We start from the raw sequence: 24,679 nt of genomic DNA on the forward strand, positions 1-24,679 counted from the left end.
AGCAATGACTCCTGAAAGCGTAATGGGTATTGGTATCCAGGCCATTAAAGTTGGCCTGATGGTCGCGGGGCCGCTGCTGCTGGCGGCGCTGGTGACCGGTCTTATCATCAGCATTTTGCAGGCGGCGACACAGATCAACGAAATGACCATGACGTTTATCCCTAAAATTTTGGTGATCGTCGGCATTGCGGTGATGCTTGGGCCGTGGATGATGCGCAACTTTATTGAATACACCCGCTTGCTCATCATCAGTATTCCCTCCGTGATTGGCTAATGGCATTCTCCCTTCCGCTTGAGCAGCTCTACGCTCTACTGAGCCACTATTTTTTCATTACCGTGCGGCTGGCGGCGCTGCTGACTGCTGCCCCGGTATTTGGTGAAAACGGCGTGCCAAAACGCGTGCGTATTGGGCTGGCGGTACTGGCTGCGGTGTTGATTGGCGGCCACCTGCCGGAGAGCGGTATCGGCGTCTACTCCTGGCAAGGCGTATGGGTGATAGCTAAACAGGTCATTATTGGCGCATCTATCGGCCTGGCGATGCAGCTGCTGTTCGCTACCGTGCGAATGGCCGGTGAGATCATCGGTATGCAGATGGGGCTCTCTTTTGCCACTTTCTTTGACCCGGCCGCGGGGAACTCCCCGGTGATCGCTCGCTTTCTTAACCTGCTGGTGACGCTGCTGTTTCTGGTTTTTAACGGCCACCTGTGGTTGATCGCTTTTCTGGCCGAAAGCTTCCATCAGTTGCCGGTGAACGACGCGCCGCTGCACGCGGGCGGTTTCCTCTATCTGGTGCAGCAGGCGGGCATCATTTTCCGACAGGGACTGATGCTTGGCCTGCCGATTATCTCCGTCCTGCTGTGTATTAACTTCACGCTTGGCCTGCTGAATCGCCTGACGCCGCAGCTGTCGATCTTTGTGGTGGGCTTCCCGCTGACATTAACCGCGGGCATGGTGGCGCTTTCACTGATTGCCCAGACGCTGGCTCCGTTCTTTGAAAGATTAATGGCTAGCGGTTTTGAAAACCTCTCGACGCTTATTATGGCATTTAGCTAAATAACCGAAGCGATAACTCTCTGCACTTCTGTCAGCTTATTTCAAAATAGGCCCATTACCCCTGATGATAAAATCAGCGGTAATAAAATCGCTATTAATGGTCTATTTACGTGAACCCTCTCTATTCCAGCTGGCATTATTCTCCGGCAGCCATCGCCTCGGCGGCCTGGCTGTATAATTTCACCTGTGCGGAACAGGCACGCGCCACCGTGCTGGATATTGGCTGCGGCAGCGGAGAAAGCCTACTGTGTCACGCCTCGGCGTATCCTGAAAGCACCTGCGTGGGCGTGGATATCGATCCGGAGCGTATCAATGCCGCCATGACCGCCGCGGACATAATATTCATTTTTACTGTCTGGGGATAGGCGACCTGCTTTCCCTCGACGTGGGTAAATTTGATTATATTATTCTGCCTCGGCTTTATTCTTTACTGGATGAAGAAACCAGAGAAGCCTTGCTGAGCTGGTGCAGCAACCAATTAAGTGAAAGCGGCTTGATTGCCGTAAAGTGGAACGTCTTACCCGGCGCCAGGGCAAACACGTTGTTTCATCAGGCTATCGCTTTTCATACCCGTGACGCGCAAACCGAGCAGGGGTGGCTGTCCAGCGCCAGAGCGATCCTGACCTTTATGGAAATGGTCGACGGCGAAGGGGAAATCAAGCGCCAGGCCCAGCAGGCGCTGCAAATGAGCGACGCTGAACTGATGGCTCAATACCTTGAGCAAAGCAACGATGCCTGTCTGCTCAGCGAGTTTACCGCGCGCGTGGAGGCCAGCGGGCTGCGCCTGATTGGCGACGTTGTGCCGCAGTATGAAATTGCCCGCCATTATAGTGAACACGTCCATCAGCTACAGCGCGTGATAAACCCAGGGAAAAGCCGGCTGGAAGCCCAGCAGTATCTGGACTTTGCCGTGCAGCGCAGCGAACGCTTTAGTCTGCTGATCTCGGCGTTGTCGCCGCAGCCGGTATGCGATAATCCTGAGCTGGAAAAAATCGACACCCTGCACTGGGCGGCCTATTACGGGCTAACGGATGATGAAAACCAGCGGCTGACACGCGGTGGAGATAAAGTGGTGACCGCCACGCCGGAGGTGCGCAGCCTGCTGGACTGGATGGGCGCAGCGTGGCCGCGTTCACTCAGTACGGAACAGCTTATTCAACTGACGCTGGAGCCGGAAAAGCCGGAGCAGCACCGGGAGAAGATGCTGCGGGCGTTACGAGAGCTGTATCTGAGTAAGCCGCCGATGCTGTACGTTGCCTCGGCACCTTCTCCGTACAATCTTCAGCGTAACAAGCCGCTGCGAGCTGTCTGCTCTTTCAGCGAGAGCGAAGTAGCCAGCGGAGAGTACTGCCTGCGCAGTAACTGGTGGGGCGAGCGCGTGACCTTCAGGCAGCCGGAGTGGGCGCTTTGTAAAAACGGTTTTGCCCTTCGTTCCACGCAGGATGTCCGAACGGCGATTGAACTGGCAGGAAAAGGGCTGATTAGCGGCAGCGCACCGGCATGGGTGACGCTGTGGCAGGCGGTGATGGCAAATGGCGACAGGCCGCAGCTGGAAGCCTGCCTGAAAACGTACCTGGTGACGATCGGTCCACCGTCGCTCGGCGGGCAGCTGACGGCGGCGGAAGAGCGCGCCATCGTCAATCAAAAGCCCCGGGAAACGCTGCCGGTTAAGCAAGGGCACGCGCTTGAAGCTCTGCTTAAATCAGGCATGATTCAGCAGGCCAAAGCACAAATTAGCGAGCTGCTGCCCGCTCACGGGCGGGACGGGCGCTTCCTGATGCTGGCCGCCAACGCCTGCCGCCACGGCGGCGATTTCGATATGGCGCTAATGCTCCAGGGCAAGCGCCTTGGTTTGGGGGGGGATTATCCGCAGGCGCTATGGCTGATTGCACAAATTTTTGGCCAGCAGGAAAGCCGCTCTCAAAGCGCAAAACTGCTGAGCCAGTATCTGATTAAGCGAACCCCTGGCCGCAGCCGTGGCTGGCAATGCTTATCTGGCTACTACAAGGTAATGGATGAGTTAAAGCTTGAAGAGCATTGTCTGAGACGGTCTATCGAACTGGATGAGAAGAACAGCACCAGTTTGTTAAGCCTGGCCATTCTGTTTAGCCATACCGGGCGTTTTTCTGAGGCAATAAGCCTTTGTCGTCAAGTATTGGCCCAGCCTGACAGCGCAGTTTCTCTGGTTACCGCGCAGGGAATGTACGTCTTCTTACTGTCCCATGATGATAAAATGCCGGCGGCTGAGAAGTTCCAGCAGCACCGGGAATACGGCAGACTGGTGACCGAATGGGGGCAAAAGCTAAGTTATCCCACGCCTTCTGCACGCCAGAATCCGCAGCGAAAAACGCTGCGCGTAGGGTTTGTTTCGGGCGATCTCAATAACCACCCGGTACATTCCTTTATTTATCCGGTCTGGAAGTCCCTCAACCGCCAGCGCTACGAGCTTTATGCTTACGCCACCGGCAGGGAAGATGCCATTAGCGAGCTCTACCGGGAGAGCGCGACAAGCTACCTTCACGTTGGGGGAATGGGGGAACAGGAAACCGCGGCGCGGATTGCCGCCGATGAAATTGATATTCTTGTCGATCTTTCCGGGTTTACCGCCGGTCACAGGCTGCCGGTCTTCGCCCTGAAGCCTGCGCCAGTGCAAATGTCGTGGATTGGCTTTGTGGGGTCCACCGGCCTGCCGCAGATGGATTACTACCTGATGCCGGACGGCCTGGCGCAGCCCGGTGAGCTGGACGGCGTATTTTGCGAAAAGCTTATCTCACTGCCTTCGGCGAAGCTGTTTGAATACAGCGCCAGAGCCCCGGCGGTAAATGCGCTCCCGGCGCTGAAAAACGGCTATCTGACCCTCGGCAGCTTCAACCGGCCGCAAAAGCTGACCCCGACGCTCCTCGACTGCTGGGCAAGTATTCTGCGTGAATTACCTCATGCGCGTATGCTGATGGGCTTTATGGCCGATGAAGCGATGATGGAACACTATGCGCAGCAGATGACCCGGCGCGGTGTGGCCCGTGAGCAGCTTGAGTTCCGCACTAAGCAAAACTTTGCAGACTATATGGCGCTGCACCATGAAGTGGATATCCTGCTCGACTCTCATCCGTACTCAGCGGGTACCACCGCGCAGCATGCGATCTGGATGGGGGTGCCTCTGGTGACGACCATTGAAACCTCTGCGGTTTCGCGTACGTCGGCGCTGGCCATGCGACTTATAGGCCTGGAAGCATTTGTTACCACCAGTCTTGAAGATTATGCCCGTAAGGTTATTGAGTTGGATGGTCGCCGTGATTATCTGAATGCGCTGCGTCAGGGAATGCGGCAGCGTATTATCCGGCGTGAACAAAGTCACAGTCACAATGCGTATTATTTTGAAAAAATGCTGGAAGCCGTCTGGCAGCGCCATCTGAGCGGTGAGCCGCCGTCGGCGCTGGTGATTGAAGATGAACACCGCTGGAGCGACGGCGATGCAGAGTGAGAAAAAGACCTATGTTACTCGCCCTCTGATGCCGCCGCTGGAGGCGTTTATCCCTTACCTTGAACAGATTTGGGATAACCAGCAGCTCACCAATAACGGCCCCTGCCATCAGCAACTGGAAGAGGCGCTGGCGGACTACCTTGGCGTGGAGCATCTGTGCCTGTTTTCCAATGGCACAATGGCATTGCTGACCGCTTTACAGGCGCTGCGCGTGACCGGGGAGGTGATTACCACACCATACTCGTTTGTGGCTACCGCACACTCCCTGCTCTGGAACGGTCTGACGCCGGTGTTTGTTGATACCGAACCCGGTGGCTTTAATCTCGATGCTGAGCAAATAGAGCAGGCCATTACAAGCCATACCACGGCCATTATGCCGGTGCACTGCTACGGGTTGCCCTGCAACACGGCACGTATTCAGCAGATTGCCGACCTCTATGGCCTGAAGGTGATTTACGATGCCGCCCATGCCTTTGGTGTGCGCCAGCAGGGCCGCAGTGTATTGCTGGAGGGCGACCTCTCCGTACTGAGTTTCCACGCCACCAAGGTGTTTAATACCATTGAGGGTGGGGCGATAATTTGCCACGACGCCAGCATGAAGCGGCGTATCGATCTGCTGAAAAACTTCGGCATAGCCGATGAAAACACCGTGGTTGCCGCGGGCATTAACGGCAAAATGAACGAGCTGCAGGCGGCTTGGGGGCTATTGCAGCTCCAGCATATAGATAGCGCTATTGAACAGCGTACGGCGCTTTATACGCAGTTCAGGCAGGGGCTGGAAGGCATCGACGGAATTACCCTACCTTCTGTCCCTGAAGGGCTGGGCTGGAATTACGCCTATTTTCCGGTCGTGGTCGAAGATAACTATCCATTAACGCGCGATGAGCTTTTTGATGCGTTAGTGGCACGCAATATTATCCCCCGCCGCTATTTCTACCCGCTGATTACCAGCTTTCATATGTATAGGCACGCCCGGGGCGCAGAGCCAGAGGCATTGCCCAATGCGCATTTTGTTGCCGACAGGGTAATTTGCCTGCCGTTTTACCCGGGGCTGGAGTCCGGTGTGGTAAGCAAAATAGTCAATATTGTTGCGGGTCAGGCCAGGCCCGCTTGATAAATTTGCTGTTCCAGTAAAAGCGGATTGCGTTTGCGGTTTTTTATTTTTTTTGCCGGGGAGCCAAAATAAATTGACCATTCCTCGGTAGATTTCATGACTAAAGAATTCGCCCCAACGGCGGTGCCTTCATTAAGAGATACCGACGGCATAATAATCGATTGTGAACCGACAATAGCGTGACGCCCAATGACCACGGCTCCACTTTGCACGTTGGTAAGATGCGCCGGTACGGTAGGGTTAGTCATAAATGCGCCGCTGTAGTCATCGCTTTTCGAGTAGATTTTCACGCCCTGCGAAAGTCCGGAAAAATCATCCATCGTTACGCCAGCCCCGGCGAAAATAGCGCTATAACCGCCGATATGCACGTATGAGCCAATGTGCAAATAGCCTTCACCGGCGGCAATCAGGGTGGTGAACCCGTCAATGCGCACATTATCACCAATGGACATGTTCTCAAGCCCAACGATGGTACAGTTTTTTGCCACCAGCACGTTCTTACCGACGGACTGGAGCCCTGCCTCTGAAAGCTGCTGTTCGTTGTAGTAACCGGGGTTGAATCTTTCCATCATAAGATGTCCTGAGACGTTAATTAAGGTATCGCGCTGGGCATCATTTGCCCGTTGGTGCGGCGGCTATGACGCCAAAGCGCGTCAGTTGATGCACAGTATACGCGGTACGGTTTCGGTTCCAGAGGCTATCACTTTGCCATTCAGCAGATAGAGCGAGCTGGTACTGGTTTCCCCCGGCGTAATATGCGGGAAGACATATTTCACCACTTCTGCATCGGTGCTCTGGTCGCCCAGGCGGCGGCTTTGGGAGGCTACGGTGGTGCGCATAATATTCTTTTCCAGGATGCCAGTGAAGCGAACCTCACGCAGGACCGGGATTGGGCTTTGCTTCGGCAGGTCGCCGACAAAGTGGCTAATGGTGCCGATATACACCGTGCGGCCATGGGTTAACCCTTCACGGTAAAAACGGTAAACCCCTCTCGTTAGCGTCCAGTTTTCGTCTTCGTCAATCGAATAATAAGAAACCGGCGCCACGCACACCGCTTTTACCGGATAGAAGAAGAACTCTTTCATCGCAAACCCCAGTACGGCGACGGCAAACCCTGCCGCAAACAGCAGCACGCCGGGGGATTTAACGGTCTTTAAAATAGTACGATTCACAGTTATTCTCCGAAGCCTGAAGCGGGTCAACGCAGGCTATCAGGCCTACAAACTGGGGGTTGTCGCCGATCGTAATATAAAGATGCCGGGCCTGTTCGCTTTTTGCCTCGCGCTTAAGCGCGTAGTCGCGGTAGAGCTGCAGCGTTTTGCGAATAGCCGCTGTCTGGTGCTGCCGCTCCGCGGGCACCCAAACCTCCGTTTGCGGCGGGATATTGTCTCCGCTCCAGTGCACGAAATGGACGTCATCGGGTTCGACTTTTACCAGACTAATGGCTAATACGGCGGCAAGACTTCCTGCGGCAGCCCCGGCCAGCGCGATGAGCGCGCGGCGTGGCCAGCGTGAGGTTTTTTTGACGCCGGCTGCCGGGGAAGGGGCTGAAGACGTGATGGTTTTCTCGGGCGTGGGGGCCTCTGGCTTTTGCGGGGCGATAACCGCCTCAGGCTCGGGTTCTTCGCTAATATCACGAATAATCAGCCGATAGCCGCTGCGCGTAACGGCAAGCAGCGTCATGCTGTTCTGCATTTCAAGCGTCAGGATGGCGCGACGAATCTTATTGATCATCACCCGTACGCTGTTTTCGGTGACTTCCACGCCGGCGTTGCGCCAGCCAACGTCCATAAGCTGTTCCTGGGACAGCACGTCTTCTTTGGCCTCAACCAGTGCTTTCAGACAGTGGCAGGCGGAGACGGGCAGCGTAATGCTTGCTCCATCCTCGACGCGAGTCAGCGTTCGCGTTTGCATGTCGAGCGTGGCTGAAGATCCGATGGTAATGATGTTAAGCATAGTTAAGGGCATCTTCCAGGTGGATAACTAAAGGCTTTCAGCGGCTTAATGTTTTTTTTAATGATGTTGTCCTGTGCGCGCGGTGCCGCAGGTTTGCGGTGAGCTTTTTTATGTTTTATTACGCTGTTTTTCAAGTGCTTTCCGCGGCCTCTTTAACAAATTTAATATTATTAATTATTGGGCGTGGCGGGGCTTTTGTCTATTCATCCTGATTAATGCTGGCCCGGGCTTCTGGAGATGGCGTGCTTTACCCGGCACGCGGGACGGCGTGCTGATAATTGCGTTACCCGGCACCAGGTTAGCGGCAGGCGAGCACGTTTAAATGTTTCCACTTAATTTGTGTGGTTAAATCCGGGGCGGCGCTCATGCAGGGAATTTTCTTCATGAATAAGTCAACGGTGGGGCAACGGTAATAATATTAAAGTTGCCGGAAGAAAGGCTTATTCGGGTGCTACCGGGTTGCACCCCGGGTGCTGAACGCTATACTCGCAGAGTAATTCCGCAGTAAATAGTTTATTTTTTCTAAACCCTTATTCGTTTTGGACGGCGGGATAAACTCGCCTTAAAAACGCTGAATACTAAGGAAAGGTATGTACGGCTACGATTTTAAACGGTTATTGAATACCTCAATGGCCTCGTCTGATTATCCCCTGGTGATTTCCCGCGTGGCTATTGGGGTGTTTTTCTTTGCCACCGGCTATAACAAGCTATTTGTGCCTGACAACCAGCACCTGATGCTGGAAACCATTACCTCTGCCGGTATTCCTTTCCCGGAGGTGATGGCGGTGTTTGTTTCGTTCTGCGAATGCGCGTTAGGGCTTTCGCTGGCCGCTGGCCTGCTTACGCGCATTAGCGCCGCGGTGCTGTTTATTATCAGCCTGGTCGCATTAATTACCGTCGGTGTGAACTACATTCCTGAGGGGATTAATTTTCTGACCTGGTACAGCTGGTTGCTTTATTTGCCGGAGCCGCTGTATATGCTGATTTGCCTGATGCTGATGGTGCGCGGAGGGTTAGGCTATAGCGTTGATGGCTGGCTGCTGAAGAGGTTCTTTTAATTAGCCATAAAAAAGCCCTCCGCACGGGAGGGCTAAGACTGCTGACAACGTTCGTTGTCTTTACAAAGGCTGAACTTCACTCTCATAAAAACAACGAATAATGTTCTCTGGTCTGCCTCAAACAGCCGAAAACCGTGTTTTCGGCTGTTTTAATCCCATAAAAAAGCCCTCCCGTAAGGGAGGGCAAAGGCTCTGGTCGGAGAGACGCCGAGCGTAGTAGGGGTTAAGTCAGACCGACGATTAACGCAGCAGGCTCAGCACGTTCTGCGGCACCTGGTTGGCCTGACCCAGTACGGTCACGCCAGCCTGCTGCAGAATGTTCGCGCGGCTCATGGCGGACACTTCAGAAGAGAAGTCTGCGTCCAGGATACGGGAGCGGGCTTCGGTCATGTTGTTGATGGTGGTGTTCAGGTTGCTGATAATGGAGCCGAAACGGTTCTGAACCGCACCCAGGCCGGAACGGAAGCTATCAACCTGCGCCAGCGCGTCATCCAGTTTGGTCAGTTTGTCGTTAGAGTTGTTAACGATTGCAGCAATATCGGCTGCGCCGGCCGCGGTTGCGGTGCCGACAGCCAAGTTGTTACCGTCATAGGTGAGAGGAACTTGCATGCCGTTGCCGTCTTTATCAATGGCATAGTACTCCATGGTGCCATTGTTGTTGACGCCGTAGAGGGACATGTCTTCAACATTCATATTGACTTCAGCTGCAATGTCATCAAGCATCGCCGCATCAAGCGTCAGTTTGATGTCATCACCACCCGTAGTCTTCACGGTAAAGGATTGGCCAACGGTAAACTGATCGCTGCTTTTAATTTTGCTCAGGCCATTTTGCAGTACGTCAGTGTCGACTTTGGACAGTTTGTCACCCGTATTGACACCATCGATAGCCCCGCCAGTAGCAGTAATGCCGGTAATTTCTACGGCTTCGCCGCCGTCCGTTGCGTCGATAGCATAAATATGCGTAGCGCCGTCTTCGTCGGTCGAGGTATAGAGGGAGAGATCGGCAGCTGTTTTACCGGTACCAAACACATTTGTAGCAATGAAGCTCATATTGGCGTCATTCATGACGGCAGTAGTACCGCCGAAATCCACCGTTGCTCCAGCAGCGACTTCCTGACCAGGCCCCGTCAGCGTTGGACCTTCAAAGCCTTTACCGATGGCGTTGGTGATGCTGAAGCCGTCGAGGCCCAGTTTTTCCAGGTCCATAGACGGCAGGTCGATATCAATGGTCTGGCCATCTTTGGCGCCGATCTGAATTTTCAGCTGGGAGGTGGAGCCGTCCAGCACGTTCACGCCGTTGAACTCGGTCTCTTTGGCGATACGGCCAATTTCGGACAGACGCGCATCGATCTCTTCCTGGATAGACTTTTTATCAGACTCGGAGTTGGTGCCGTTCAGGGCCTGAGAAGTCAGACGACGAATGTTCAGTACGTTGTCGTAGATTTCGTTCAGCGCGCCTTCGGTGGTCTGCGCCAGGGAGATACCGTCGTTGGCGTTACGTGCGGCCTGGGTCATGCCTTCGATGTTAGCGGTAAAGCGGCCGGTGATAGCCTGGCCCGCAGCGTCGTCTTTCGCGCTGTTGATACGCAGGCCGGAAGACAGGCGCTGGATAGCGGTGCCCAGCTGCGCCTGGGATTTGTTCAGGTTGTTTTGAGCCATCAGGCTCAGCGCGTTGGTATTAATGACCTGTGCCATTATCAATTCCTCTTTGAGTGTTGCTGCCGTTTAAAGCAATTATGGATATGCGGCGATTGCTGCGCATAACTTAGCTATCGGTGACGAGGAAATAACACTGAAATATTTTTTTGAATATTTTTACCAATCGAATAAATAGCGTCACTATTGGCGGTAATTCACTGAATAAAATGCGGAGGGCTATTTCCTTCTCTATTTAAAGGCGAAATAAACGCGCTATTGTGTTTCTCCGCGGCTGGTGAATTGTTCCCCGCCAGCGAAAAAATTAAACTTAAATCATTATGCCCCGATAGCTAATTATGACACTGCCATTCATTTAACAGACAGGAGAAGATTATGGCCGGATTTTCAATGCCAGGAATTGGCTCGGGCGGGGCGCTGGATATCACCGCGATGCTGGCAGAAATAAAAAAGGCGGAGCAAACCAAGCTGGTGCCTTATCAGACCAAAAAAACCAGCTACAGCAACCAGGTGTCTTCCTGGGGCAAGATTTCCAGCTCGCTTTCTGAGTTAAAAAACAACCTCGGCAAGCTGGACTCGGACGGCTTCAATGGCGTGAACGTCGGCACCAATAAAGCGTTTAAAGCCACGGCCGGCGCCGGCGCACTGCCCGACAGCTACAGTATTGCCGTACACCAGTTGGCCACCAAGCACAAAATCGGTACCGCAGAGCAAACCAGCAAAACCGACCAGCTGGGCGACCAGAGTGCAGGTACGCGCACGCTAAAAATTACCGTTGGCGACGGCGAAACCATGGAAATTGAGCTGGCGAAGGATGAAACCTCGCTGGAGCAGATCCAGAAAAAAATCAACGCCCAGCGCGGTGACGTGACCGCGTCGGTTCGTGCCGGAGAAAACGGCGGTTTTACCCTGGTCCTGACCTCCAATAAAACCGGCGAAGACGGTGAAATGAAGGTTGAGGTCGAGGGTGACGATAAGCTGGCAGGTGTGCTGAATTATGATCCGGACGTACCCGCAATGCCTGGACCGGGTCCTGCTCCAATGAAGCAAATTGCCGCCGCGCAAAACGCCATCATTGAGGTAGATGGCGTGGTAACGCGCCACAGCAGCAACACCATTACCGACGCCATCGACGGGATGACGTTAGAGCTGCAGCAGCTTTCTGAAAAAGACGATACCGGTTTTATCGCCGAAACCCTCTCCGTCACCAAAGACAATAATAAGCTCAAAGGCGCCATTGAAGAATTTGTAAAGCTTTATAACGCCTTTATCAGCGAGTCCAGTTCCGCCAGCGCGTGGAAGGCGCCCGTTGAGGGGACATATGCTCCTAACCCGGGCAACGGTGCGCTGATGGGCAACGGCACCCTTCGCCGCCTGACCACCGAAATGCGTGAAATTGCCGGCGGCAACTTTAGCGAGCTCAGCGATGTGTTCGGGTCGCTTGCCGAAATGGGGATCGAGGTGAAGGTCGAGGATGCCTCTACCGGCAAACTCACCATCGACAGCAAGAAGCTGGATGAGGCCATCAAGGAAAACCCGGACGCGATGGAAGCGCTGTTCCTCGGTAAAGCGGGCAAGGAAGGGATTGCCGACAAAATGCAGTCGGTGATCAAGACCTATATCGGCGACGACGAGGCCAAACCGAAGGTGGATGGCATCATCAAGCAGACCACCAAAGGTCTGGAAGAGCAGGGTAAGCAGGTAAGTGAGCGTATTGCCCAGCTGGAAAAGATGATCGAGAAAACCGTCGAGCGTAACCGTAAAGACTTTGAACGTCTCGATCTGGCGATGAGCCAGATGACCAACACCCAAAACCAGCTTAATAGCCTGTTAAGCAGCCTCTAATTCTCTTCTACGCCGGGCGGAAGACGCCCGGCAGGACTTCACTATGTACGCGAAAACCGGCCAGAGCGCCTACGCTCAGGTCTCTTTAGAAAGCCAGGTGGCAGGTGCCACGCCGCACCAGCTGATCACGCTGCTGATGGACGGCGCAATCAGCGCCATGATGCGGGCAAAAATCTATTTTGAAAGCGGTAATATCGCCAAGCGCGGGGAGATGATCTCCAGAGCGATTAACATTATCGACAACGGCCTGCGTGCCTCGCTAAACCATGAGGTTGGCGGCGCGGTGACGGAAGAGATGGAAAGCCTCTATGAATATGTCTCGCGTAATCTGCTGCTGTTAAACCTGCAAAAACAGCCCGAGCAGCTGCCGCACCTGATTGAGATCATGACCACCCTTTCCACGACCTGGAAAGAGATTGAGCCAACAAGGAAACCGGGACATTATGGCTGACGTTATTGCGAGCAAGCTGCAGCAAATTAGTGAATTAAACCGCGCGCTGCTGGAATTTACCCATCGGGGAGAGTGGGACGCGTTTATCGAGACGATGACGGAGTACGTTGTTCAGGTTGAAGCGTTGACCACGCTTGATACCGGGGCGCTATCTTCGTCTGAGCACGAAAAACTTAAGCAACACCTTGCTCTCCTGTTGGAAAACGAGGCGCTGATGGTGGAGCGCATGCGTGGCCGTCTTGATATTCTGCGTAAAGAAATGTCCTCCATTAATAAAGGCAAAGCCGCGAGCCACGCCTACCTTTCACCGTTTACCTCCGTTCCCCGCTAGTGCTGTTGCTTTTGTTCTGCTTTATTCGCTGGCTTTTGGGTAAAAAAAAGCCAGCGAATAAGCTGGCAACAGATGATGAATGATAAAAGACGCTATACCGAAATATTGTAAACCCGCCCGGTAGTGGCGCTGGTGGCTTCGCCATCTGCGCCGTAAAGGCTCTGGCTGGCCCCGACGTTTTCCACCACTTTTTGTAGCTGCTGATTTCTTTTCATGTGCATCGATAGCAGCTCTTCCACTTTGTCATTGAGGCTTTTGGTCTGCTGCACTTGTTCGGTGACCTGTTGCCAGAGCGCAAAGAGTTTTGCCTGCTGGCGGTAAGGAGCCTGCAGCCCAGGCCCCCGCTCTTCCCGATGCCGCAGTTCGTCGTAATACTGAATCGTCGACAGCAGTTGGCTTTTATTATCCGTCAGCACCTGCAGCGAGACGGGATTAATTTTGGGGCGATTAAGCTGATTAATCTCTTCAATCATGATCGCCTCCAGTTCATCCAGAGACGATTTCATCTGCGACAATATCGGGAATAGCTTATCCATAAATCCTGAGGCCCAACTCTTAACTAAAGTGATAAATTTCCTGCACCAGAGACTCGGCAATTTTCCGCGGTTCAAGCGGTAATTCTCCGGCTTCCAGTGCGGCTCGAATGGCTGCCACACGCTCAAAATCTACGTCCTGGGTGTCGTCGGTTTTGATCTGTTGCGCCAGGCTGCTGAGTCTGACCTGGGTTTTGCTCTCGCTGCCCGCGGCCGGTGTGCCAGGCTGTTGCTCCTGCTCTGCCTGACGGGTACGCATCTCCTGGGCTGGCTGAATGCTGCTTACGGATGCGGCTGCTGTTGTGCGTTCGATGCTCATAATTATCCTCGCCGGTTAAAACGTCTTGCGACTTGCGTATACCTGTTTCATCGGTGCCGGGAAAAAAAACTGAAATTTATTCGCGTAAAAAAACCATCACCTGACCGGCGGCGTTGACTTTTCCGCTCAAAATCTGCCCGTTACGCGTTTGTACCCTGAGCGTGTCGTCGACGGCCGCGTTGCCGAGGGCCTTTGCGCTGCTGCGGATCCTGAAGCCATCGCCCGTTGTGACCACGTCGACCTGCTGGCCAGCCCGGAGTTGCCATCGCTGGCGAAGCTGGCTGGCTAACAGCGGCTGCCCGGCGGGCACGGCACGGGTCAGCGTCTGGCCGATAATCTCGTTGGGGGTGAAAATTAACCCCTTCAGCGAACGCTCTACCACCCCGCTGCGGGCCTCAATATCTCCGGGATGAACCACGGTACCCGCGGATAAAGGGCGCTTCGCCACCCACCAGGTTCCCTGCGCTTTCACCTGAACCTGGATAAAAAATTTGCGGGATCCACACTGGGCTATCACGCTGCGTTTACCTGTCAGGCGCGAATCATTCCCCGGCAGAGACAGCGCCGGGTTTGCGCAGAGAGAGGCCAGCTGACTTACGGGCGTAAGCAGGCGGCCGGTGAGCACCAGATCCGCCTCTTCACTTCGCGGGCTGCGTTTTTGCAGCAGCGCATCAATGTCCACCTGCAGCTTTTGGAGCCCGGCGGACTGGGAATGGGTGCCGGCATAAAGGGGCGCACTGAGGCAAAGCGCAAGCAGGCAGAATCGGGAAAGAATACGCATAGAAAAACTGCCTTAAATAGAAGGAAGGGCAGACGCCGTGAATAAATAATATGTTTAAATTATAAACGAATAGAACATTAACTTAATGCGCTAAATAACTTCATTATTGACGCCAATTTAAAGGTTGGTTTTTTAATTTTCGGATTTTTTATCTTGAATAGCTTAAAAGCGTTTATTTCTGCGAGGTCTTTGCAGTGTAATATTTAACCCGCGCTGACTAAAATGTGACTGTTATTTTTACAGGCGCGAGGCCAAATTTCATGATCAATAAACTTGATGATGCGTTTCGCTTTCAGCAGGAGGCGTTAGGCTTACTTTCGCGTCGGCAGGAAGTTCTGGCATCAAATATCGCCAACGCCGATACCCCAGGGTATATGGCGCGGGATATTGATTTTACACAGCAATTAAAGCACGCCACGGAAAACCAGGCATTAGCAAAATCGTCCGTGTCGCTGTCATTAACCTCTTCGCGGCATATTGAAGCGAAAGCGACGCCGTTTGACGACCCGCAGCTTTTATACCGCATTCCGGACCAGCCGAGCGCCGACGGGAATACGGTAGATATGGATCGCGAACGAATTAATTTTGCCGACAACGCCGTCAAATATCAGTCCAGCCTGACGTTCCTCGGTGCGGATATTAAGAAAATGATGAGCGTGCTTTCACAAGGGTAATTAAGCAGATGTCGTTATTTAGCGTTTTTGATATTTCCGGCTCGGCGATGACCGCCCAGTCAAAGCGGTTGAACGTTAGTGCCAGCAACATGGCCAACGCCGACAGCGCCGCTGGCCCGGACGGCCAGCCGTACCGCGCGCGCCAGGTGATGTTTGAAGTGGATCCCGCCGCAGGCGGCGACATCGGTGGCGTGAAGGTCAGCGATGTGGTGGAAAACAGTGCGCCACCGCGGCTGGTGTATGAGCCGGGTAACCCGCTGGCGGACGAGCAGGGCTACGTGAAGATGCCGAACGTTAACGTTGTAAACGAAATGGTCAACACCATTTCCGCTTCCCGCAGCTACCAGGCCAACGTCGAGGTGATGAACTCGGCCAAGTCCCTGATGCTGAAAACTTTAAGCCTGGGACAATAAGGACAGCCCAATGACCGTCTCTTCCGTAAATAACGCCAGCGGCAACAACCAGGGCGGCAACGGCAACAGCGCCGCGGACCTGAGCGAAAGCTTTATGAAACTGCTGGTGGCGCAGATGCAAAACCAGGATCCAACTAACCCGATGGATAACAACCAGCTGACCTCCCAGCTAGCGCAGTTCAACACCGCGGCCGGTATCGAAACGCTGAACAAGTCGGTGTATGCCGTCGGCATGATGCTGCAAAACATGAATGAAATGAGCGCCACGTCCTGGGTAGGGCGCAATGTCTATACCGAAGGCGATGCCAAAGTGACATGGGGCAGTCAGAACACGATTCAGGCGGATGACGAACTCAGCTTCAACCTGAAGGGCGAGGCGGACAAAGTCACCGTCACCTTTACCGATGAAATCGGTAAAGCCTACACCGCCGAACTAAAAGGCGCTAAGGCCGGGGTGAATACCTTCAGTCTTGATGACCTGGAAAACTTCCAGCCGTCCGAACCCGACGCCGACGTGGAATACAAAGTCACCTACTCCGCCAGCCGGGCAAGCGGCGATGCTCCCACCATCACCGGGTTGATTAGCAACCGCGTTGAGGGCGTCTCCTTTAATGAGGAAGGTGCCGTGATGCACCTGGTGGGTGGAAAAACCGTGACGCTGCGCGACCTCTATCTGATCCAGTAACTCTCTTACCCCTTACTTACTTTCTGGAAAACTATTATGAGCTTTTCACAAGGCCTGAGCGGCCTGAACGCTGCCGCAAAAGCGTTAGATACCGTTGGTCACAACATCGCCAACTCCCAGACCTACGGTTTTAAATCCGGCTCCGTGGGCTTTGCCGACATCTTTGCCGGTGCGCAGGGGATGGGGGTGCAGGTTGCGGGTACCAACCAGAACTTCGGCGACGGTGGGCAGACAAACTCCGGGCGCAATCTGGATATGAGGATCACCGGTAACGGCTTCTTCCGTCTGGTGGACGCCGCCGGGCAGGCCTACTACAGCCGTAACGGCCAGTTTGATGAAGATAAAGACGGCAACCTGTTTAACTCGACGAACAACCTGTTCCTGACCGGCTATGAGGCGACCGGCACGCCACGCACTGTGTTGCCAGGCGCGCCGCTTGGCCCGATCAAAATTGATAAGTCGCCGATGTTGCCGCAGGCCTCTACCAGCGGGGAGTTGAGGGGTAACCTGCGCTCCGGCGCGGAGAATCTTGATCCAGACGAATTCGACGCGACCAAGCCGGAAACCTACAGCTTCAGCACCCAAAGCGAAGCCTATGACAGCCAGGGCAACAAGCACACTATCACGGTTTATTTTATCAAGACCGCCGATAACAATTGGACCGCAAAGGCGATAGATAGCACCGCGCCTCAGATGACGGCACCACCTGACCCTGAGCCGGTATACAAAGATATTGACCTGGTCTTTGGCGCGGACGGCAAAATGACCAGCGACGGTAAGTTTTCCCTCGAAGGTTCACGCCATAACGGTGCTGACGCGCTGAGGCTGGAGATGGATCTCTCTAAGATGACTCAGGTTGCCGCGGATGAATCCACCACTGACAAGTTTCAGCTCAACGGCCAGGCGTTAGGGCAGTTTATTGGCTACGTCATCAGCGATAAGGGCGAGATCGTGGCTAATTACGATAACGGCGAGAAGCAGACGCTGGCCCAGGTGGCGCTGGCGAATTTTGCCAGCCTCGGTGGCCTGCAGCAGAACGGCGGCAACACCTGGATTGAAACCCCGCAGTCCGGCAGCCCGGTTGTTGGAGCCCCGGGCAGCGGTAGCCTGGGATCGTTGACCGGCTATGCGCTGGAAAACTCCAACGTCGACCTTGGCGGTGAGATGGTCAATATGATCGTCTACCAGCGTAACTACCAGTCCAACTCTCAGACCATCAAGACCCAGTCCGAGCTGTTGCAGACTCTGGTTAACCTGCGTTAACGGCGGTAGATGATGGATCGCGCAATTTATACCGCCATGAGCGCCGCCAACGCGGCGCTTAACCGCCAGGCTGTGACCTCCAATAACCTCGCCAACAGCTCTACCAGCGGTTTTCGTTCGCAGCTGGCCGCATTCCGTGCGGTGCCGATTGCCGGGGACACCCATGCGACACGCGCCCTGGTGGCCGAATCCACGCCGTTTCACGACAACACCATGGGGCCGGTAAACCACACCGGGCGCAGCCTGGACGTAGCGATGCCGCAGGACGGCTGGTTAGCCGTGGCAACGCCCGACGGTGGCGAAGCCTATACCCGAAACGGGGCGATACAGGTGGACAGCGAAGGGGCGCTCAGCATCAACGGTTTCCCGGTGATGGGCGACGGTGAGCAGATCGTGGTGCCACCGCAGTCCAGCATCACCATTGCACCGGACGGCACGTTGACGGCGCTGGGCGCGGGCGATGAGCCTGACGCCGTAGTGGCGGTGGGCCGCTTAAAAATGGTTAACGCCGCGATGCAGGATCTGGTTCACGGCGACGAAGGGCTGTTTCGCCCGGCGCTGGGCGGCGTGCTGCCTGTCGATCAGGATATGCGCCTGAGCCCGGAAGCGCTGGAAGGCAGCAACGTCAGCCCGGTGAAAGCGATGGCCGACATGATAGCCAACGCCCGCGGGTTCGAAATGAACATGAAAGTCGTTCGCACCGCGGATGAAAACGCGAAGCAGGCTAATCAGCTACTGAGCCTGGGCTAAGCCCCGGCAGGAGAAAACGAATGATCCGCTCTTTATGGATTGCAAAAACCGGTCTGGAAGCGCAGCAGACCAACATGGACGTGATTTCCAACAACCTGGCGAACGTCAGCACCAACGGCTTTAAGCGCCAGCGTGCGGTATTCCAGGATCTGCTTTACCAGACCATGCGTCAGCCGGGTGCCCAGGCGTCCGAGCAAACCACGCTGCCGACCGGTTTACAGCTGGGTACCGGCGTGAGCGCGGTGTCTACCGAGCGCATGCATACCCAGGGGCAGATGAACGAAACGGGCAACGAATATAACGTGGCGATTCAGGGCAAAGGCTTCTTCCAGATCCAGTTACCGGACGGCACCACGGCCTATACCCGCGACGGCTCGTTCAAGCCTAACGAAAACGGGCAAATCGTTGATTCAAGCGGCAACCCTGTGCAGCCGGGCCTGACCATTCCACCGGACGCACAGACGGTGACCGTCGGTGAAGACGGTATCGTCAGCGTGACCGTGCCGGGGCAGGCGCTGCCTCAGCAAATTGGCCAGCTGACGCTGGCGACCTTTATCAATGACTCCGGTTTGGAAAGCATTGGCGGCAACCTGTACCGCGAAACTCAGGCCTCAGGTGCGCCAAATGAAGCCACGCCGGGTATGGATGGCGCGGGGCGCCTGAAGCACCGATACATCGAAACCTCCAACGTTAACGTGGCGGAGGAGCTGGTGACGATGATTCAGGTGCAGCGAGCCTACGAAATTAACAGCAAGGCCGTGTCGACTTCCGACCAGATGCTGCAGCGACTTTCCCAGCTGTAACCCTCCCAGCCTGCCGGGGCAGCCCGGCAGGCCACTGACAGTTTGATCGTAAAAAACATGAACAACTCTTTGGCTATGACACCGCGCGTTTTACGTGCCTTTACCCTTCTGAGCGGGGCGCTTCTGTTAAGCGGCTGCGCGCAGATAATGCACCAGCCGCTGGTGCAGGGGGCGACCACGGCGGCACCCATACCGCTGGCCGCCACGGGCCCCAGCGGTTCGTTGTTTCAAACCGGGCAGGCCATGAACTATGGCTATCAGCCGATGTTTGAGGACCGCCGCCCGCGCAACATTGGCGACACGCTGACCATTCTGCTGCAGGAGAACGTGAGCGCCAGCAAAAGCTCGTCGGCCAGCGCCAACCGCAACGGATCGGCTGGTCTGGGGCTGGATGCCATGCCGGTAGGCGGCTGGTTGGGTAGCGGTGGCGCTGACTTTGACGCCAGCGGCAAGTCTGATTTTTCCGGCAAAGGCGGCGCGGCGGCGCGTAACACCTTCACCGGGACCATTACTGTGACGGTGAATGCGCTTTTGCCAAACGGCAACCTGCAGGTGGTGGGTGAGAAGCAAATCGCCATCAATCAGGGCACCGAGTTCATTCGTTTTTCCGGGGTGGTTAACCCCAGAACGATCAGCGGCAGTAACACCGTCTCCTCCACGCAGGTCGCCGATGCACGTATTGAATACGTTGGCAACGGTTACATCAATGAAGCGCAGAACATGGGCTGGCTCCAGCGTCTGTTCCTGAATCTGGCACCTTTTTAATATGACTTTTAGAAAAGAATTTATTCTGTTTTTCCTCAGCATCGCGCTCTACGCCATGATGCTGCCGAAAGTGAGCCATGCGGAGCGCATTCGCGACCTGACTACCGTACAGGGCGTGCGCGGTAACTCGCTGATGGGCTATGGCCTGGTGGTGGGGCTGGACGGTACCGGTGACCAGACGATGCAGGCGCCGTTTACCGGACAGAGCCTGAGCAATATGCTGTCGCAGCTTGGTATCGCCGTGCCGCAGGGCACCAATATGCAGCTGAAAAACATCGCGGCGGTGATGGTAACCGCTGAGCTGCCGCCGTTTGCCCGCTCCGGGGACAAAATCGACATTGTGGTCTCCTCGCTTGGCAACGCGAAGAGCCTGCGCGGCGGTACGCTGCTGATGACGCCGCTTAAGGGTGTGGATAACCAGGTCTACGCGCTCGCTCAGGGCAACGTGCTGATTTCTGGTGCGGGCGCGCAGGCCGGCGGCAGCCGGGTGCAGGTGAACCAGCTTAACGGCGGACGCATCGGCGGTGGCGCAACGGTTGAGCGTGAGGTCCCGAATGATTTTGCCAGCCAGAGTGTGATGCGTTTGCAGCTCAACGAAAGTGATTTTTCGCTGGCGCAGCAGATTAGCGATGCCATCAACAGCCGCTACAGCGGCGGGGCGGCAGTACCGGAGGATGCCCGTACGGTACGCCTGTTTGCCCCGGCAGACGGTCCCTCACGCGTGCGCTTCCTGGCCAATGTTCAGGACATCCCGCTTAGCGTAAACGTGCAGGATGCAAAAGTGGTAGTGAATTCCCGCACCGGGTCGGTGGTCATCAACCGCCACGTTTCGCTGGACAGCTGCGCGGTAGCGCACGGCTCGCTGACCGTAGAAGTCACGCAGAATAACGTTATCAGCCAGCCCGATACGCCTTTCGGCGGCGGCGAAACCGTGGTGGTTCCGCAGACGGATATTTCGGTACGCGACCGTGGCGGCTCGCTGCAGCAGGTGCGCGGTAGCGCGGACCTCAACAACGTGGTGCATGCGCTGAATAACCTTGGCGCGACCCCGAACGAGCTGATGTCAATTTTGCAGGCGATGAAAAGCGCGGGCTGCCTGCGGGCGAAGCTGGAGACCAACTGATGGGCGCGTTCGATAAGATGAGCAGCGCAGCGTTTGATGTTCGCTCGTTGGAGACACTGAAACGCGATGCCACCCAGAATTCGCCCCACGCTCTCAAACAGGCGGCGCAGCAACTGGAAGGTATCTTCGTGCAGATGATGGTTAAAAGCATGCGCGACGCCAGCTTCAAGGACGGGCTGTTCGACAGCCAGGCGTCGGAAATGTACACCTCAATGTACGATCAGCAGATCTCCCAGGAGTTTGCCCAAAAAGGGCAGCTGGGGTTTGCGGAGATGATCGTCAGGCAAATGGGCGGAGAGGCGGCTGAAACCGGGGGATCGATTTCCGCGCCGGGAGCGTCACCTTACGCCTTAGCGGGCGCTTACAGCGCTCCGCCCACGGGGTTTAGCGAGCCGAAGCCCGGCCCTCCGGAGGTCAGCACGGCACCGGTGGTCGGCGACCGTTCCAGCCCGTTTATTACCCGTATGCTGCGCCCTGCGCTGCAGGCCGCTCAGCAAAGCGGCATTCACCCACACTTGATTCTGGCGCAGGCGGCGCTGGAATCCGGCTGGGGCAAGCGGGAGATTCTTACCGGCGAGGGGAAACCCAGCCACAACCTGTTCGGCATTAAGGCTACCGGCGACTGGCAGGGCAAAACCACCGAAATCACCACCACCGAGTTTATCAACGGCGAGAAACGCAAGGTGAAGGCGGCATTCAGGGTTTATGACTCCTACGGTGAGGCGCTGGCCGACTATACCCGCCTGCTAAAAAACAACCCTCGTTACCAGCACGTAGTGAAATCGGCCTCCCCTGAGCAGGGCGCTCACGCTTTGCAGGCCGGCGGCTACGCGACCGATCCCGCGTATGCGAAGAAGCTCATCACCATCATTCAGAAGGTGAAGGGCAATATTCAGCAGAGCGTGCAGGCATACCAGACCGATCTGACAAAAATATTTTAGTGAATTTTTTAACCACCGATGAAGTAACCAGAAGGCTTTATTCTCCTGCCCGGAAAGGCCGGCCAGGATTTCACACTATGCGTTGGTAAATTATGAACCTGTACAATTTAGCAAAATCGGGCCTGACGTCGGCGCAGGCGGCAATAAACGTGATTGGTGGCAACCTGAGCAACGGTATGACGCCGGGCTACAGCCGCCGCGATATCATTCTGAGAGAGGCCGGGGGGCTGGTAACCAACAACGGTTTTTATGGCTACGGCGTACAGGTGAACGGCGTTCAGCGCGGCTACGACGCGTTTATCAATAACCAACTGCGCGGCACATCGACCACGCTTGCGGGGATGAGCAGCCGCTATGAGCTGTTCAGCGAAATTGACAACATGCTGGGCGACAGCGAGTCGAACCCGTCGGTTTCCCTGAACGGCTTCTTCAGCGCCTTAAAAGGGCTTAGCGACGACCCAAGCGCGCCGTCTGCGCGCCAGGCCGCCTACAACAAACTTAGCTCTCTGACTAATCAGTTTAATACCAGCAGCAAGCGCCTGACAGGGCTTGAAAAGAGCACAAACCTCAAGATTGAACAGAGCGTGGCTGACATCAACAGCAGTACCGAGCAGCTGGCGCGACTGAACATGCAGATCGAGAAAATCAGCGCGCAGGGCGGTACACCGCCTTTAGATTTGCTGGATACCCGCGATGCACTGGTCGGGAAACTGAGCGGCCAGATCGGCATTCGGGTGAGTGAAAATATTGAAACCGGACGCATGGATGTGACGCTGGCTGACGGTCGCCCGTTGGTTAGCGGCGACCGGGCGTACAAAATGGAAGCCTCGGTTTCCCCGTCCGACCCTAACCAGACCATCGTGTCTTACGTTGACGCCAGCGGCAATGCCACGCCGTTAAACGAAGATCGTATCACCGGCGGTACGCTGGGCGGGCTGTTTAAGTTCCGTAACGAAGACCTGGTGGACGCGCGCAACGACGTTAACCAGATTGCGTTGCAAATGGCCGCCCGCTTTAACGAGGTTAACCAGAAAGGTTTCGATCAGAATGGCAATCCCGGCGGCGATTTGTTCAAAATTCCAGACCCTCAGGCTATTGCCAACCGCAATAACGCCGGTGATGGCAGTTTATCGCCTCGTTTCAGCGGTCAGTATTCCAACGTGAAAGCCCAAGACTACACCATCAGCTTTAACGGCAATACCTGGGAAGTCAAAGGCGCGGACGGACACGTAGTTCCCCACTCCGTTAATCCAATGGGCGAGCTGGAATTTGATGGGCTTACCGTTCGTACCAGCGGCAATCCGCAGGCGGGTGACAGCTTCAAAATGAACCCGACCGCGGGTGTGGCGGAGGGGCTAAGCACCGTGATTACCAGCGGTGAGGCGATTGCGGCATCCGACAGTAATGACCCGACCGAAGAAAAGAACAATAAAAACCTGCTGCTGCTGCTGGATATTCAGAATGAGAAGCTTGTTGGCAACGCGACGCTCACCGAGGCCTATTCTACGCTGGTCAGCCGCGTGGGTTCATCAATGAATGCGCTGCAGGTCGATTTTGAGGCAACCAGCGCGGTGCACAAAGAACTGGAGTTTAAGTGGCAGGCAACCGCGGGCGTTGACCTTAACGAAGAGGTGATGAACCTGCAGATGTTTAGCAACTACTACAACGCAAATGCTCAAATTATAGAGGTGGCAAACACAATGTTCGACACCCTTCTGTCACTTCGATAAGACGTCCGTGATGACGACGAGAGGATAAAAAATGCGTTTAAGTACTCAATATATGTTCAAACAGAGCATTGACAGCATGTCCCGGCGAATTGGCGAAAATAACGACGCCTACATGCGCCTGTCGGCGGGAAAAACCCTGCTCTCCGCCTCTGACAATCCGGGCGCCGCCGCCAATGCGGTGATGTATCAGGATGCGCTGGCCAAGATGGAGCTGTACGCCAGCGCCCGCTCTGCCGCCCGCGGCTCAATGGAGATGGCGGACTCCACGCTCAGCTCAATGGGCAACCTGATGACCAAAAATCTTAGCCAGAAGATTGTCGCGGCCAAGACCGAAACCATGTCGGAAGAGGATCGTAAGGCGCTGGCGACGGAGCTGGACGGCATCCGTAAAAACCTGCTCGACCTGGCCAATAGCCGCGACGGCAGCGGGCGCCATATCTTCTCCGGTTTTAAATCCGGGACCGCGCCGTTTGACGAAAACGGCGTCTATCAGGGCGGCAACGAAGCCATTACCCAAACCGTTGCACAGGGCAACGTGATGCAAACCGGTCATCTGGGTAGCGAGATTTTCGGCAGCGCTACGGCGACCGATCTCTTTGCCGCGCTGGATCAAGCTATCACCGAACTGAACAGAGGCGGGCCGGTAGATGACGATCTTCGTGCTGCGCTTAGCGCGGCAAGCCTTGCGGTCGACGAAGGCATTAATCGTCTGGGGAAGGTTCAGGCCGAGTTGGGCACCAATCTTCAGCAGCTGATTGAGCTGGATTCAAAAGGCGACAATGAGCGTCTTGCCATTATCCAGCAGCTGCAAAGCGCCGTCGGCTCCGATTACGGGACCCAAATTGGCGTCATCACCGATTCGAAAATGGCGGAATTCTCGCTGAACGCATCGATGATGGTGTTTCAGGCAATGCAGAAAATGAATATTTTTACCCGCTAAGTCTTTAATACACG

Annotated in this window: 27 protein-coding genes; 20 read left to right on the plus strand and 7 right to left on the minus strand. The window is 55.3% G+C overall.

What is annotated here, in order from left to right; genetic code table 11:
- Positions 1-4: 4 nt before the first annotated feature.
- The 5 genes from fliQ to VGM55_RS15045 all read left to right on the plus strand — a co-directional run bounded on the left by fliQ (position 5) and on the right by VGM55_RS15045 (position 5,648).
- Positions 5-274, plus strand: coding sequence for a flagellar biosynthesis protein FliQ (fliQ, locus tag VGM55_RS15025; protein ID WP_154188188.1), 270 nt, complete (start codon positions 5-7; stop codon positions 272-274).
- Positions 274-1,053, plus strand: a complete 780-nt coding sequence (gene fliR / locus VGM55_RS15030) for a flagellar biosynthetic protein FliR (RefSeq protein ID WP_154188189.1) — start codon at positions 274-276, stop codon at positions 1,051-1,053. The genes fliQ and fliR overlap by 1 nt, the downstream gene beginning before the upstream one ends.
- Positions 1,054-1,163: 110 nt before the next feature.
- The gene (locus tag VGM55_RS15035; protein ID WP_331635914.1) at positions 1,164-1,418 is read left to right on the plus strand and encodes a class I SAM-dependent methyltransferase; all 255 of its coding nucleotides are present in this window, start codon (positions 1,164-1,166) and stop codon (positions 1,416-1,418) included.
- A gap of 20 nt (positions 1,419-1,438) precedes the next feature.
- Positions 1,439-4,534: a methyltransferase regulatory domain-containing protein gene (locus VGM55_RS15040; RefSeq protein WP_331635915.1), complete on the plus strand. Its 3,096-nt coding sequence runs from the start codon at positions 1,439-1,441 to the stop codon at positions 4,532-4,534.
- Positions 4,524-5,648 (plus strand): DegT/DnrJ/EryC1/StrS family aminotransferase, encoded by a 1,125-nt coding sequence (locus VGM55_RS15045; RefSeq protein ID WP_154188322.1) that lies wholly within the window; start codon positions 4,524-4,526, stop codon positions 5,646-5,648. The genes VGM55_RS15040 and VGM55_RS15045 overlap by 11 nt, the downstream gene beginning before the upstream one ends.
- Here the strand turns inward: VGM55_RS15045 and VGM55_RS15050 are convergent.
- From VGM55_RS15050 to VGM55_RS15060, 3 genes are all read right to left on the minus strand, one after another.
- Complete coding sequence (locus tag VGM55_RS15050) at positions 5,630-6,217, minus strand: acyltransferase (RefSeq protein WP_331635983.1); 588 nt, start codon at positions 6,215-6,217, stop codon at positions 5,630-5,632. The genes VGM55_RS15045 and VGM55_RS15050 overlap by 19 nt on opposite strands.
- An 84-nt stretch (positions 6,218-6,301) precedes the next feature.
- Positions 6,302-6,820 carry a hypothetical protein gene (locus VGM55_RS15055; protein ID WP_331635916.1) on the minus strand — a complete coding sequence of 173 codons (519 nt, stop codon included), beginning with the start codon at positions 6,818-6,820 and terminating at the stop codon, positions 6,302-6,304.
- Complete coding sequence (locus VGM55_RS15060; protein WP_154188191.1) at positions 6,792-7,604, minus strand: winged helix-turn-helix domain-containing protein; 813 nt, start codon at positions 7,602-7,604, stop codon at positions 6,792-6,794. The genes VGM55_RS15055 and VGM55_RS15060 overlap by 29 nt, the downstream gene beginning before the upstream one ends.
- 590 nt (positions 7,605-8,194) lie before the next feature.
- Here VGM55_RS15060 and VGM55_RS15065 point away from each other — a divergent pair.
- The gene (locus VGM55_RS15065) at positions 8,195-8,662 is read left to right on the plus strand and encodes a DoxX family protein (RefSeq protein ID WP_331635918.1); all 468 of its coding nucleotides are present in this window, start codon (positions 8,195-8,197) and stop codon (positions 8,660-8,662) included.
- Between the two features lie 240 nt (positions 8,663-8,902).
- Here the strand turns inward: VGM55_RS15065 and VGM55_RS15070 are convergent, their stop codons facing one another.
- Positions 8,903-10,357: a flagellin gene (locus VGM55_RS15070; protein WP_331635919.1), complete on the minus strand. Its 1,455-nt coding sequence runs from the start codon at positions 10,355-10,357 to the stop codon at positions 8,903-8,905.
- 336 nt (positions 10,358-10,693) lie between these two features.
- Here VGM55_RS15070 and fliD point away from each other — a divergent pair, with 336 nt between their 5' ends.
- The 3 genes from fliD to fliT are packed head-to-tail and all read left to right on the plus strand — an operon-like array spanning position 10,694 to position 12,945.
- Positions 10,694-12,163 carry a flagellar filament capping protein FliD gene (gene fliD, locus VGM55_RS15075; protein ID WP_331635920.1) on the plus strand — a complete coding sequence of 490 codons (1,470 nt, stop codon included), beginning with the start codon at positions 10,694-10,696 and terminating at the stop codon, positions 12,161-12,163.
- Positions 12,164-12,206: 43 nt separating this feature from the next.
- Positions 12,207-12,614, plus strand: a complete 408-nt coding sequence (gene fliS, locus VGM55_RS15080; protein WP_154188194.1) for a flagellar export chaperone FliS — start codon at positions 12,207-12,209, stop codon at positions 12,612-12,614.
- Positions 12,607-12,945, plus strand: a complete 339-nt coding sequence (fliT, locus tag VGM55_RS15085; protein WP_154188195.1) for a flagellar protein FliT — start codon at positions 12,607-12,609, stop codon at positions 12,943-12,945. The genes fliS and fliT overlap by 8 nt, the downstream gene beginning before the upstream one ends.
- Before the next feature lie 92 nt (positions 12,946-13,037).
- Here the strand turns inward: fliT and VGM55_RS15090 are convergent, their stop codons facing one another.
- The 3 genes from VGM55_RS15090 to flgA form a co-directional block, all read right to left on the minus strand.
- The gene (locus tag VGM55_RS15090) at positions 13,038-13,481 is read right to left on the minus strand and encodes a flagella synthesis protein FlgN (RefSeq protein WP_154188196.1); all 444 of its coding nucleotides are present in this window, start codon (positions 13,479-13,481) and stop codon (positions 13,038-13,040) included.
- 19 nt (positions 13,482-13,500) lie between these two features.
- Positions 13,501-13,797: a flagellar biosynthesis anti-sigma factor FlgM gene (gene flgM / locus VGM55_RS15095; protein ID WP_331635922.1), complete on the minus strand. Its 297-nt coding sequence runs from the start codon at positions 13,795-13,797 to the stop codon at positions 13,501-13,503.
- A gap of 76 nt (positions 13,798-13,873) precedes the next feature.
- Positions 13,874-14,578: a flagellar basal body P-ring formation chaperone FlgA gene (gene flgA, locus VGM55_RS15100; protein ID WP_331635923.1), complete on the minus strand. Its 705-nt coding sequence runs from the start codon at positions 14,576-14,578 to the stop codon at positions 13,874-13,876.
- A gap of 260 nt (positions 14,579-14,838) precedes the next feature.
- Between flgA and flgB the strand changes: the two genes are divergently transcribed.
- From flgB to flgL, 11 genes are all read left to right on the plus strand, one after another.
- Entirely contained in the window at positions 14,839-15,252 is a 414-nt protein-coding gene (flgB, locus tag VGM55_RS15105; RefSeq protein WP_154188199.1) for a flagellar basal body rod protein FlgB, read from the plus strand.
- A gap of 8 nt (positions 15,253-15,260) precedes the next feature.
- Complete coding sequence (gene flgC / locus VGM55_RS15110; RefSeq protein ID WP_154188200.1) at positions 15,261-15,665, plus strand: flagellar basal body rod protein FlgC; 405 nt, start codon at positions 15,261-15,263, stop codon at positions 15,663-15,665.
- A gap of 10 nt (positions 15,666-15,675) precedes the next feature.
- Positions 15,676-16,350 carry a flagellar hook assembly protein FlgD gene (locus VGM55_RS15115; RefSeq protein ID WP_331635924.1) on the plus strand — a complete coding sequence of 225 codons (675 nt, stop codon included), beginning with the start codon at positions 15,676-15,678 and terminating at the stop codon, positions 16,348-16,350.
- A gap of 36 nt (positions 16,351-16,386) precedes the next feature.
- Positions 16,387-17,613, plus strand: a complete 1,227-nt coding sequence (gene flgE / locus VGM55_RS15120) for a flagellar hook protein FlgE (protein ID WP_154188202.1) — start codon at positions 16,387-16,389, stop codon at positions 17,611-17,613.
- Between the two features lie 12 nt (positions 17,614-17,625).
- Complete coding sequence (locus tag VGM55_RS15125; protein ID WP_154188325.1) at positions 17,626-18,363, plus strand: flagellar basal body rod protein FlgF; 738 nt, start codon at positions 17,626-17,628, stop codon at positions 18,361-18,363.
- 20 nt (positions 18,364-18,383) lie between these two features.
- Entirely contained in the window at positions 18,384-19,166 is a 783-nt protein-coding gene (gene flgG / locus VGM55_RS15130) for a flagellar basal-body rod protein FlgG (protein ID WP_154188203.1), read from the plus strand.
- 57 nt (positions 19,167-19,223) lie between these two features.
- On the plus strand, positions 19,224-19,931 hold the full coding sequence (locus VGM55_RS15135; protein WP_154188204.1) for a flagellar basal body L-ring protein FlgH: 708 nt from the start codon (positions 19,224-19,226) through the stop codon (positions 19,929-19,931).
- Between the two features lie 55 nt (positions 19,932-19,986).
- Positions 19,987-21,054 (plus strand): flagellar basal body P-ring protein FlgI, encoded by a 1,068-nt coding sequence (locus tag VGM55_RS15140; protein ID WP_414648280.1) that lies wholly within the window; start codon positions 19,987-19,989, stop codon positions 21,052-21,054.
- On the plus strand, positions 21,054-21,995 hold the full coding sequence (flgJ, locus tag VGM55_RS15145; protein WP_331635925.1) for a flagellar assembly peptidoglycan hydrolase FlgJ: 942 nt from the start codon (positions 21,054-21,056) through the stop codon (positions 21,993-21,995). The genes VGM55_RS15140 and flgJ overlap by 1 nt, the downstream gene beginning before the upstream one ends.
- A gap of 92 nt (positions 21,996-22,087) precedes the next feature.
- On the plus strand, positions 22,088-23,725 hold the full coding sequence (gene flgK / locus VGM55_RS15150; protein ID WP_154188207.1) for a flagellar hook-associated protein FlgK: 1,638 nt from the start codon (positions 22,088-22,090) through the stop codon (positions 23,723-23,725).
- A gap of 31 nt (positions 23,726-23,756) precedes the next feature.
- Positions 23,757-24,665, plus strand: coding sequence for a flagellar hook-associated protein FlgL (gene flgL, locus VGM55_RS15155; RefSeq protein ID WP_154188208.1), 909 nt, complete (start codon positions 23,757-23,759; stop codon positions 24,663-24,665).
- Positions 24,666-24,679 lie beyond the last annotated feature (14 nt).

This window comes from Cedecea sp. (assembly GCF_036500665.1).
In the GTDB taxonomy this organism is placed as follows: Bacteria; Pseudomonadota; Gammaproteobacteria; order Enterobacterales; family Enterobacteriaceae; genus Cedecea.

Excerpts from the sequence above, each read along its gene's own strand:
- flgG (WP_154188203.1), top strand. The coding sequence starts at position 18,384 with ATGATCCGCTCTTTATGGATTGCAAAAACCGGTCTGGAAGCGCAGCAG.
- fliR (WP_154188189.1), top strand. The coding sequence starts at position 274 with ATGGCATTCTCCCTTCCGCTTGAGCAGCTCTACGCTCTACTGAGCCAC.
- fliD (WP_331635920.1), top strand. The coding sequence starts at position 10,694 with ATGGCCGGATTTTCAATGCCAGGAATTGGCTCGGGCGGGGCGCTGGAT.
- flgJ (WP_331635925.1), top strand. The coding sequence starts at position 21,054 with ATGGGCGCGTTCGATAAGATGAGCAGCGCAGCGTTTGATGTTCGCTCG.
- flgB (WP_154188199.1), top strand. The coding sequence starts at position 14,839 with ATGATCAATAAACTTGATGATGCGTTTCGCTTTCAGCAGGAGGCGTTA.
- VGM55_RS15065 (WP_331635918.1), top strand. The coding sequence starts at position 8,195 with ATGTACGGCTACGATTTTAAACGGTTATTGAATACCTCAATGGCCTCG.
- VGM55_RS15135 (WP_154188204.1), top strand. The coding sequence starts at position 19,224 with ATGAACAACTCTTTGGCTATGACACCGCGCGTTTTACGTGCCTTTACC.
- VGM55_RS15140 (WP_414648280.1), top strand. The coding sequence starts at position 19,987 with ATGATGCTGCCGAAAGTGAGCCATGCGGAGCGCATTCGCGACCTGACT.
- flgE (WP_154188202.1), top strand. The coding sequence starts at position 16,387 with ATGAGCTTTTCACAAGGCCTGAGCGGCCTGAACGCTGCCGCAAAAGCG.
- VGM55_RS15090 (WP_154188196.1), bottom strand. The coding sequence starts at position 13,481 with ATGGATAAGCTATTCCCGATATTGTCGCAGATGAAATCGTCTCTGGAT.
- flgM (WP_331635922.1), bottom strand. The coding sequence starts at position 13,797 with ATGAGCATCGAACGCACAACAGCAGCCGCATCCGTAAGCAGCATTCAG.
- VGM55_RS15115 (WP_331635924.1), top strand. The coding sequence starts at position 15,676 with ATGACCGTCTCTTCCGTAAATAACGCCAGCGGCAACAACCAGGGCGGC.
- VGM55_RS15125 (WP_154188325.1), top strand. The coding sequence starts at position 17,626 with ATGGATCGCGCAATTTATACCGCCATGAGCGCCGCCAACGCGGCGCTT.
- flgL (WP_154188208.1), top strand. The coding sequence starts at position 23,757 with ATGCGTTTAAGTACTCAATATATGTTCAAACAGAGCATTGACAGCATG.
- flgK (WP_154188207.1), top strand. The coding sequence starts at position 22,088 with ATGAACCTGTACAATTTAGCAAAATCGGGCCTGACGTCGGCGCAGGCG.
- flgC (WP_154188200.1), top strand. The coding sequence starts at position 15,261 with ATGTCGTTATTTAGCGTTTTTGATATTTCCGGCTCGGCGATGACCGCC.
- fliS (WP_154188194.1), top strand. The coding sequence starts at position 12,207 with ATGTACGCGAAAACCGGCCAGAGCGCCTACGCTCAGGTCTCTTTAGAA.
- flgA (WP_331635923.1), bottom strand. The coding sequence starts at position 14,578 with ATGCGTATTCTTTCCCGATTCTGCCTGCTTGCGCTTTGCCTCAGTGCG.
- VGM55_RS15050 (WP_331635983.1), bottom strand. The coding sequence starts at position 6,217 with ATGGAAAGATTCAACCCCGGTTACTACAACGAACAGCAGCTTTCAGAG.
- VGM55_RS15060 (WP_154188191.1), bottom strand. The coding sequence starts at position 7,604 with ATGCTTAACATCATTACCATCGGATCTTCAGCCACGCTCGACATGCAA.
- VGM55_RS15045 (WP_154188322.1), top strand. The coding sequence starts at position 4,524 with ATGCAGAGTGAGAAAAAGACCTATGTTACTCGCCCTCTGATGCCGCCG.
- VGM55_RS15070 (WP_331635919.1), bottom strand. The coding sequence starts at position 10,357 with ATGGCACAGGTCATTAATACCAACGCGCTGAGCCTGATGGCTCAAAAC.
- fliT (WP_154188195.1), top strand. The coding sequence starts at position 12,607 with ATGGCTGACGTTATTGCGAGCAAGCTGCAGCAAATTAGTGAATTAAAC.
- fliQ (WP_154188188.1), top strand. The coding sequence starts at position 5 with ATGACTCCTGAAAGCGTAATGGGTATTGGTATCCAGGCCATTAAAGTT.